Raw genomic sequence first — 9711 nt, forward strand, 5'->3', positions numbered from 1 at the left:
GTACGGGCCCCGCCACATGCCGAGCCCCACCATACGGCCAGGCCCACGTCGCCGTGCGGGAACGCCTTGGAGGAGAGCCTGGGGGCAATGACGCCCCGGACAACGTGTCCGCACGGCCCGCCACAAGGCCGAGAGAGCGTCGGCCGGCACTGGGAGCCCTCTGGGACTTCCGGCTGCATCAAGGGACACGAGCGTGAAACACGCGAAAGACCATTAGCGCAGGTCATCGACTCGCGCCCGTCCATCGCTCCAGGACAAAACGCTGGCTGGTCTCTTCCGGAACAAGTGGCCATCAGAAACCAGCAGCTCCGCGCAGAGCGTCGCCCGCGCTCGGCGCCCCATCGATACACGCCACCCGACAGAGCCTGACCTGCGCAACAATTCGCCTGACACTCCATCAGGACGAGCGTCAAATGAGCGTCACGAGCGTCACTTCAGCGTCAAGATATCGCCGGTAACGCCTGCACCGCACATAATTCGCACGCACAAAACCCCCAGGTCAGGAGCCCTTCGCGGCCGGTTCAAGAATCGCCACGCACTCCACATGATGCGTCATCGAGAACATGTTCGGATGCCACTGATGAAGAAACGTGCAGTTCAGAGGCCCTTTCCCGGATGCCGGGAGGGCTTGCCCAGGGCTGGAGCGTCAATCGAGCGTCACGACCTCACCCTCATCTACCCCATCTTTCGACTGGGTTCCCGCCGACTCAGCCGTCGTCTGGCGCTCGACGCCCTCCCATGCCAGCCACAGAAGCGGGCGATCGACCTGTAGCGGGACTGGGGCCCCTCCCCGAGCAGGCATTCGGCCCGCCGTGCGCAGGCCGACCGGTTGGCCTCAGCGGTCCACGCCGACGCGTGCGGCAAGGTAGGGGGTGCTCCGACCGTCGGCCTGGCGTCGGACGCGCGGTCCGTGAATCGGCCCCGTGCTGTCGGACAGGGGCAGGCCGGTGGCGTGGTTGGCGTGGGAGATGATCTCCGCGGTGATGGAGACGGCTGTCTCCTCGGGTGTGCGGGCGCCGAGGTCGAGGCCGATTGGTGAGCGCAGCCGGGCCAGTCGGGCCTCGGGCACGCCGGCTTCGCGCAAGCGGTGCAGGCGTTCGTCGTGGGTGCGCCGGGATCCCATCGCGCCGACGTAGCCGACGGGCAGGTCGAGGGCGAGGCGCAGCAGGGGGATGTCGAACTTGGCGTCGTGCGTGAGGACGCAGATCGCGGTGCGGGCGTCGACCTGGGTTCGTTCCAGGTACTGGTGGGGCCAGTCGACCACGACATCGTCCGCCTCCGGGAACCGGTCCGCGGTGGCGAAGACCGGGCGTGCGTCGCACACGGTGACCCGGTAGCCCAGGAGGTGTCCGATCCGGCTGAGGGCTGCGGCGAAGTCGACGGCGCCGAAGATCAGCATGCGCGGCCGGGACGCGTGGACGTGGACGAGGATGGACAGCTTCTCGGGGCAGGTGTCCGCGTCGCCGCCGACCTCGACGCGTGCGGTGCGTCCGGCTCGCAGTAGGGCAGCGGCTTGGTCCGTCACCGTCCGGTCCACCTCGCCGTCGTCCAGGGTTGCGTGGGCGGTGTCGACGTCACCGAGGACACACGACGTGCGTCCAAGGAGTTCCTCGGGACCGTTGACTATCTGTGCCACAGCCGTTGGCCTGCCCCGACGGACCTCGTCGAACGCGACGGCCAGGTGGGGCTGCGTCGCGGGGTCGATGCGCTGGACCAGGACGTCGAGTTCGCCGCCGCAGGTCAGTCCGACGGCGAAGGCGTCGTCGTCGGAGTAGCCGAACCAGGCGCGCTTGGGCTCGCCCTCTTCCTCGAGTACCTGCCGGCACAGCTCGTAGACGGCGCCCTCGACGCAGCCACCGGAGATGCTGCCGACGGCGTTGCCGTCCATATCCACCGCGACCGACGTACCGGCCGGCAGGGGGGCGCTGCCGTGGACGTCGACGACGGTGGCCAGGGCGAAGGGGCGTGCCTCGCGGCACCAGCGGTGCAGTGTGTCCGCGATGTTGAACATGGGCCTGTCTCCGTGGGTGTGGGGCAGGACCGCCGCCGCGCTCCCCGGGGGCGGGAACGCGGCGGCGGCCCTGGAAGGTCCGGCAGGCAGACGGGGGGCCGCCGGCCGGACGGGCAGGGGGATGCCCTGGGCTTCTCCTCCATGGCCCAGGGCACCCCGGCTCAGATCAACGCCTCCGCAGTGATGGGCAGTTCACGGATGCGGCGGCCGGTGGCGTTGTAGACCGCGTTGGCGATGGCGGCCGCCACACCGACCTGGACGACCTCTCCGATCCCCTTGACGCCGAGCGGGTCGGCATCGGGGTCCTCGCCCTCCAGGTAGATGGCCTTGAGGTGGGGGATGTCGGCGTTCACCGGTACGAGGTAGTCGGCGAGGTTGGCGTTGACGATCCTGCCGTCGCGGTGGTCGGTGACCGTGTGCTCCAGCAGGGCCTGGCCGATGCCGCCGACCATGCCGCCCAGCGCCTGGCTGTCGGCCAGTTTGGGGCTGACGATGCGGCCCACGTCATACACCCCGAGCATCCGCCGCACCCGGACCAGGCCGAGCGTGGCGTCGACGCCGACCTCGGTGAAGACCGCGCCGTAGGAGAAGTACGAGTGCCGCGCGGGTTCTGGCGCCCCGGCGTACGCGCCGACGGCTTCGAGATGGGTGAGCCTATTGCGGGACAGCAGCCGCTGGTAGGTCTCGCCGCGGGCCGGGTTGTCCTGCACGTGCAGTCGGCCGTTGCGGACGACGATGTCCTCGGCCTTGACGCCGTACAGCGGCGACTGCTCGTCCTCGACGGCCAGCTTGATCGCCTGGCCGCGGACCTTGTTGCACCCGTCGAGAACGGCGGAGCCGACGACCGTCATGGTCATCGAGCCGCCGTGCGGCGGAGTCGGCGGGTAGAGGGAGTCTCCGAGCCGGAAGGTCACGTTGCGCATGGTCAGCCCGAGGGCGTCCGCGGCGACCTGGGTCTGGGAGGTGTAGGTGCCCGGCCCCATGTCGATGGTGGCGGCCTCGGCCACCGCGGTGCCGTCGGCGTCCAGGCGGACCCGGGCCTGCGCGGGAAACCGCCCGGGGTCGTACACGGCCGCGGCCATGCCCAGACCGATCAGCCAGTCGCCGTCACGCGTCGAGCGTGGCTTGGGGTTGCGCCGGTCCCAGCCGAACTCCCGGGCGCCCACGGTGTAACACTCGCGCAGCTTGCGGGTGGACCAGGGCAGGCCGTTCGACTCGTCCTCGGGCGGCTCGTTGCGCAGCCGCAGCTCGATCGGGTCGACGCCGAGCCGGTTCGCGAGCTCGTCCATGGCCGACTCGATGGCGAAGGACGCGTTGGCGAAGCCGGGGCCCCGCATGTACAGCGGGGTGTTCACGTCCAGCGGTACCTTCCGGTACGCCTGGCTGACGTTGGGTGTGCTGTAGAACATCTGGCCGGCGCGCATGATGGCCTCTTCGAACTTTTCGTACGACGAGGTCTCCGCGTCCATCTCGTGCACCATGGCGGTCAGTCGGCCCCGCCGGTCGCTGCCGAGCCGCAGGCGGTAGCCGTAGGAGGGCCGAAAACCGGTGCCGAAGTACATCTGACGGCGGGTCAGGACGACCTTGACGGGACGTTTCATCTCGCGGGCGGCGAGGGCTGCGACCACAGTGTGCGGCCAGCAGCGCAGCCCGCTGCCGAAGCCGCCCCCGACGAACGGCGAAATGACCCGCACCGACTTCATGGGCAGGTCGAACACCGTGGAGAGCTCGGTCTGGGTGCCCACCACCCACTGGGTCTTGTCCCACACTGTCAGCTTGTCGCCCTTCCAACGGGCGATGGTGGCGTGCGGTTCCATGGGGTTCTGGTGGTTGCGCGCCATGCGGTAATCGAGGTCCATACGCACCGCCGCGTCGCGCAGCCCGGCGGCGGCGTCACCGCGCGCATACCTGGTCGGCTCGTCCGGATTCGCCTTGGCCATGTCGGTCGAGGGCTTCTTCGCGTCGTAGCCGACTTTCACCAGGCTCGCGCCGTGCTGCGCGGCCTCCAGGGTGGTGGCGATGACGACGGCGACCGGCTGGCCGTGGAAGAGGACCTTGTCGTCCTGGAAGACCCGCAGCCGTCGGCCTTGCGGGTTGTTCGACCCGGGGTTGTCGAGGTACGGCAGCTCCGGCGCGTTGCGGTGGCTGATCACCCGCAGCACGCCGGGGTGTGCCAGCGCGGCGTCCGCGTCGACGGAGGTGATGCGTCCGCGGCCGATGCCGCTGTCGACGATGACCGCGTGCAGGGCGCCCTCGACGTCGTGCTCGGCGGCGTACAGGGCCTGACCGGTGACCTTCAGCCGTCCGTCGACCCGGGACAGCGGGGCGCCGACGGCGGCCTGGGGCTGAGGACTCACTTCATACCTCCCACGACGCGCAGCTGACGCTCGACGGTCCGCTTGAGCAACTCGGGCTTGAACCGGTTGTATTGCAGGGGCTGTGCCCCGTCGGCTGCCTTGTCCGCGGCGGCCGCCCACAGCGCTGCGGAGGGGCGTTCGCCGACCAGGTGCCGTTCCACGGTGGTCAGCTTCCAGGGCACGGTGCCTACGCCTCCGGCGGCGACCTTGGCCTCACGGATGACCCCGTGGCGCACATGCAGCGCGACGGCCGCCGAGGTCAGGGCAAACTCGTAGGACTGCCGGTCGCGCACCTTCAGATAGCCCGACTTCAGCGGACGCGGAAGCGCCGGGATCTCGACTGCGGTGATCAACTCACCTTGTCGGATTGCCTGTTCACGGTGGGGGGTGCTACCGGGTCGCAGCAGGAAGTCGGCGAAGGGGACACGGCGTTCCCCGTCCGGGCCCAGCAGGTGCACGGTCGCCTCCAGGGCGGCGAAGGCCACGGAGACGTCGGAGGGGTGGGTGGCCACGCAGGCGTCGGAGGTGCCGAGGATCGCGTGGGTGCGGTTGTGGCCCTTCAGCGCGGCACACCCCGAGCCGGGCTCGCGTTTGTTGCAGTCGGCGGTCACGTCGCGGAAGTAGGTGCAGCGGGTGCGCTGCATGATGTTGCCGCCGATGGTGGCCATGTTGCGCAGCTGGGCGGACGCGCTCAGTTCCAGCGACTCGGCGATGACGGGATACAGGGCGCGCGCCTTGGGGTGAGCGGCAGCTTCGGCCATCCGCACCAAGGCACCGATGCGCAGCCCGCCGCCCTCGGTGGCTCTGACCTCGCGAAGTGGGAGGCCGCTGATGTCGATCAGGCTCTCGGGGCGCTCCACGGTCTCGCGCATCAGGTCGACGAGGGTGGTGCCCCCGGCGATGTAACGGCCGCCGCGGCGGGCGGCGTCGAGGGCCTCGCGCGTGTCGGAGGCGCGGGTGTAGGAGAAACATGACGGCCGCACCTCTACTTCCGGCCGGCGGTCTGTTCGACCGCGCGCACGATCTTCACGTAGCAGCCGCAGCGGCAGATGTTGCCGCTCATCCACTCCCGGATCTCCTCCGGGGAGTCCGTGTGGCCCTCCTTGATGCACCCGACGCCGGACATGATCTGGCCGGGGGTGCAGTAGCCGCACTGGAAGGCGTCCTCGTCGATGAACGCCTGCTGCAGCGGGTGCAGTTCGTCGCCGTCGGCCAGGCCCTCGATCGTGGTGACCTCGGCGCCCTCCAGACGCACCGCGAGCGTCAGGCAGGCGTTGTGCCGCTGCCCGTCGACCAGCACCGTGCACGCACCGCACGCTCCGGCGTTGCAGCCCTTCTTGGAACCGGTCAGACCGAAGTGCTCACGCAGCAGGTCCAGCAGCGAGGTGCGGTTGTCCACCGTCACCGTCCGCCGGGCGCCGTTCACCCTCAGGGACACACGGCTGGCCGGCGGCGCGGCCGCTGCCGCTTCCTCCGAGCCGACGAGGAAGGACCCTCCGACCACGCCGCCCGCGACGGCAACGCCACCGACCGCGGTGGTGGTGGCGATGAAGGTCCGCCGCGTGGGTGCCGAGGAGGGATCGTCCGGTTCGGCGGGCGGTGGAACAGCAGACACAGATTCACTGGACATGGGTACGCCTTCGCATCGCTGGGCGGATCAGCCGCGACCGCGGCTGGGCAGGAGGAGGTGTGTCGTTTGCAGGGGACGTTTTGCGCGTCGCCATGAGGCGGAGTGGTGACGGATGCGCGGGGAGAGGGTGCGGATGGGGCGGGAAGAGTCCGGCTGGGCCCGGGCCCGGGGCCGCACCCCTCTCCTGTTCTGTCCCGAGGTCAGTTTTTGACGAGAACTTTGAGGCTCTTGCAGTCGGCCATGTCTTGGTAAACCGGCCGGGCCGCCGTCGAGGATGTCGGGCATCAGTTCCGCAATGCAGGCCCACCGGCACCGGGCCGCAGTGTGGTGCTCACGGGAGGTTCTTGGTGAAGAACTCCTCCAGCGTGTCGAACGGAATCAGGTCCGTCTTGTCGTAGAGGTCCACGTATCCGGCGCCGGGGACGGAGTGAAAGTCGGCCCAAGTTGTCTCCGGTACGGTGCTGGCTCTGCGGCCGGCCTCACACCTCAGTGGGCGGTGAAGCCGCCATCGACGGGGAGGGCTGTTCCGACGACGAAGCCGGCGCCGGGGCTGCACAGCCACAGGACGGCTGCCGCGACCTCGTCCGCTGTCCCCAGTCGGCCGATGGGCTGTTCCTTCATGATCCCGGCCATGGCCTCGGCCTGGTTCTCGACCATGTCGGCCACCATCGGGGTGTCGATGACGCCGGGGCACACGGCGTTGATGCGGATGCCCTGAGGCGCGTACTCGACTGCGGCGCTGCGGGTCAGGCCCATCACGCCGTGCTTGGAGGCGTGGTAGGCCGCGCGCTCGGGCAGCCCGACGAGCCCGCCCAGGGACGAGCAGTTGACGATGGCGCCGCTGCCCTGCTCTCGCATCTGTCGCAGTTCGTGCTTCATCGCCGCCCAGACGCCGCGCAGGTTGACGGCGTTGACCAGGTCGAAGTTCTCGGCCGTCTCGTCGGCCGCGTCGGTCGGCGGCACCTGGATGCCGGCGTTGTTGAACGCCATGTCCAGGCGGCCGTACTCCGTCACCGCGGCCCGCACCGCCGCTTCCACTTGCTGTTCGTCGGTGACGTCGCAGACGACACCGGTCGCCCGTCCCCCGCGGCCGGTGATCTCCTCGGCCGCGTTGTGGACGGCGTCGTGGTCGCGGTCGGCCAGCACCACGGCGGCGCCGGAGTCGGCGAAGGCGCGGGCGGCGGCCAGCCCCATGCCGGAGGCGGCGCCGGTGACCAGGGCCACCTGCCCGGAGAAGTCGTAAGTGGGGTTCATGGGGGTTCTCCCGTCGAGGTCAAAATGAGGGTGCGCAACCCTGCCCGGGATGTTTGAGTCCCGGGCGAGAGCAACTGGGACCGGTGAGTGAGGGGTCAGGGCTTGAGCAGGGTCTTGATGGCGCGTCGCTCGTCCATCGCCTTGAATCCCTCAGCGGCCTCATCGAGCGGGAGGGTGAGATCGAAGACCTTGCCCGGGTCGATCTCGCGGTCCCAGATGAGCTGGACCAGCTCGGGCAGGAACCGGCGCACCGGAGCGGGCCCGCCGTGCAGGTGCACCTCGGCGAAGAACACCTCCTCGCCCGGCAGCTCCACCCCGTGGGCCACGCCCACGTATCCCACGTGCCCGCCGGGGCGGGCGGAGCGGATGGCCTGCATCATCGATTCCTGGGTGCCGACGGCCTCGATCACGCTGTGCGCGCCGTACCCGCCGGTGAGTTCCTTGATCCTCGCAACACCCTCGTCGCCGCGCTCCTCGACGATGTCGGTCGCGCCGAACTCGCGAGCGAGCTTCTGCCGCGACGCGTGCCGCGACATCGCGATGATCCGCTCCGCACCCAGCTGCTTCGCCGCCAGGACAGCGAGCAGGCCCACCGCTCCGTCACCGACCACGGCCACGGTCTTGCCCGGCCCGGCCTCGGCGGCCACGGCGCCGAACCAGCCCGTTCCGAGCACGTCGGAGGCGGCCAGCAGCGAGGGGATCAGGTCGTCGTCCGGCATCCCGGGGGTGGCCACGAGAGTGCCGTCGGCCAGCGGCACCCGCAGGTACTCCGCCTGAGCACCGCCGGCCCCGACGAACTCGGCATGCGCGCACCGTGACTGGTAGCCCGCCTCACAGATCTCACAGGTGTTGTCCGAGGCGAAGAACGACCCGACGACGAAATCACCGACCCCGATGTTCTTCACCTCGTCGCCGATCTCGGTGACCACGCCGACGTACTCGTGCCCCGCCGGGGTGGGCTGGGTCACCTCGTTGACGCCACGGTAATCCCACAGGTCAGACCCGCACACGCACGTCGCAGACACACGGATGATCGCATCCGTCGGTGCGATGATCGCGGGGTTCTCGCGCTCTTCCACCCGGACATCGCCCGGGGCATACAGGACAGCTCCACGCACTTGGCAGACATCCCTTTCAGACAGATCTTCTGGGTTGCCCATCCACCGTCCCTCGCCTCTCGGATGCCTGCCAGGCACTCTCAGGGACCCCCACACCAGGAACACGCGTCCTAGCCTGGGAGCCATGGAGTTTCAGCAGGAGATCAGGGGCTTCCTCATGAGCCGCAGGGCGCGGATCACGCCCGAGCAGGCCGGGCTGCCCTACGTCGGAGGCAACCGCCGCGTCGAAGGGCTGCGGCGCGAGGAAGTCGCGATGCTCGCCGGCCTCAGCGTCGAGTACTACACCCGCATCGAGCGCGGCCAACTCGGTGGCGCGTCCGAGAGCGTCCTCGACTCCATCGCCCGTGCGTTGCAACTCGACGACGACGAGCGCGCCCACCTGTACGACCTGGCACGTAGCGTCGCGCCCGGCTCATCCCGCAAGCGCCCCAAGCGCACCTCCCCCATCACCGCGTCCGTGCAGCAGGTCCTCGACTCCATGAGCGTGCCCGCCGTCGTGCAGAACGGCCGCCTCGACCTCCTCGCCGCCAACGACGTGGGCCGCGCCCTGTACGCCGACCTGTTCACCATGGCCCAGCAGCCACCGAACATCGCCAGATACGTGTTCCTCGACCCACGTGCGGACGCCTACTACACCGACCTCGACGAGGCGAAGGACCAGGTGGTCGCGATACTCCGCGCGACCGCCGGGCGCGACCCACTGGACAAGCAGCTGACCGGACTCATCGGCGAGCTCTCCACCCGCAGCACCGATTTCAGCACCCGCTGGGCCAAGCACAATGTGCGCCGCCACTCACGCGGGCGCAAGGTCGTCCACCACCCGGCCGTCGGCACGATGACCCTCGCGTACGACGACTTCGCCCTGCCCGGCGACCCTCACGTCTCCATCACCACCTACACCGCGGATCCCGGCACCCCCAGCGCCGACGCACTCACCCTGCTGGCGGCCTGGGCAGAAACGCAGAAGCAGCCGCAGACCGCCAACGACGAGGTACGCCGAACCCGCCCCCGTCACCCCTAGACGAGTAGTTCCGAATGCGGTGTTCTCAGACGTAGGGAGGGTGTCCAACATCGGGTTGTGACGACCGATTTAGACACCCTCTTGACGGCACTGTACGTGCATGTCGATGACCGTTTGAAGACCCTGCGGTGGCGTGGGCGTCCGCCGCGGCTGACCGATGCCGAGCTGGTGACCCTGGCAGTGGCCCAGGCCGTGCTGGGCTTCCACTGCGAGGCCCGCTGGCTGCGCTTCGCCCACGCCCACCTGCACGGGATGTTCCCGTACCTGCCGCAGCGCCCGGCCTACAACAAGCGGCTGCGAGCTGCTTTGCCCCTGGTCAA

General features: G+C 69.5%; 7 protein-coding genes and 1 pseudogene. 2 read left to right on the forward strand and 6 right to left on the reverse strand.

What is annotated here, in order from left to right:
- Positions 1-835: 835 nt before the first annotated feature.
- The 6 genes from CA983_RS34795 to CA983_RS34825 all read right to left on the reverse strand — a co-directional run bounded on the left by CA983_RS34795 (position 836) and on the right by CA983_RS34825 (position 8370).
- A complete protein-coding gene (locus CA983_RS34795; RefSeq protein ID WP_086604746.1) occupies positions 836-2011 on the reverse strand; it encodes an XdhC family protein in 1176 nt (391 codons plus the stop codon).
- 161 nt (positions 2012-2172) lie between these two features.
- On the reverse strand, positions 2173-4368 hold the full coding sequence (locus CA983_RS34800) for a xanthine dehydrogenase family protein molybdopterin-binding subunit (protein WP_086604747.1): 2196 nt from the start codon (positions 4366-4368) through the stop codon (positions 2173-2175).
- A complete protein-coding gene (locus tag CA983_RS34805) occupies positions 4365-5351 on the reverse strand; it encodes an FAD binding domain-containing protein (RefSeq protein WP_086604748.1) in 987 nt (328 codons plus the stop codon). Before CA983_RS34805 ends, CA983_RS34800 begins: the two co-directional genes overlap by 4 nt.
- Before the next feature lie 2 nt (positions 5352-5353).
- Positions 5354-5998, reverse strand: coding sequence for a (2Fe-2S)-binding protein (locus tag CA983_RS34810; protein ID WP_086604749.1), 645 nt, complete (start codon positions 5996-5998; stop codon positions 5354-5356).
- Positions 5999-6484: 486 nt separating this feature from the next.
- Complete coding sequence (locus CA983_RS34820; RefSeq protein WP_086604750.1) at positions 6485-7252, reverse strand: glucose 1-dehydrogenase; 768 nt, start codon at positions 7250-7252, stop codon at positions 6485-6487.
- 95 nt (positions 7253-7347) lie between these two features.
- On the reverse strand, positions 7348-8370 hold the full coding sequence (locus tag CA983_RS34825; protein ID WP_086604751.1) for a zinc-dependent alcohol dehydrogenase family protein: 1023 nt from the start codon (positions 8368-8370) through the stop codon (positions 7348-7350).
- Between the two features lie 124 nt (positions 8371-8494).
- Here CA983_RS34825 and CA983_RS34830 point away from each other — a divergent pair, with 124 nt between their 5' ends.
- Together CA983_RS34830 and CA983_RS34835 are read left to right on the forward strand one after the other, a co-directional pair.
- A complete protein-coding gene (locus CA983_RS34830) occupies positions 8495-9391 on the forward strand; it encodes a helix-turn-helix transcriptional regulator (protein WP_086604752.1) in 897 nt (298 codons plus the stop codon).
- A 57-nt stretch (positions 9392-9448) separates the two neighbouring features.
- Positions 9449-9711, forward strand: a pseudogene (locus CA983_RS34835) (IS982 family transposase); the annotation flags it as partial.

The organism is Streptomyces swartbergensis (assembly GCF_002148965.1).
GTDB lineage: Bacteria > Actinomycetota > Actinomycetes > Streptomycetales > Streptomycetaceae > Streptomyces > Streptomyces swartbergensis.

Coding starts and splice junctions, on each gene's coding strand:
- CA983_RS34795 (WP_086604746.1), bottom strand. CDS start 2,011: ATGTTCAACATCGCGGACACACTGCACCGCTGGTGCCGCGAGGCACGC.
- CA983_RS34810 (WP_086604749.1), bottom strand. CDS start 5,998: ATGTCCAGTGAATCTGTGTCTGCTGTTCCACCGCCCGCCGAACCGGAC.
- CA983_RS34820 (WP_086604750.1), bottom strand. CDS start 7,252: ATGAACCCCACTTACGACTTCTCCGGGCAGGTGGCCCTGGTCACCGGC.
- CA983_RS34830 (WP_086604752.1), top strand. CDS start 8,495: ATGGAGTTTCAGCAGGAGATCAGGGGCTTCCTCATGAGCCGCAGGGCG.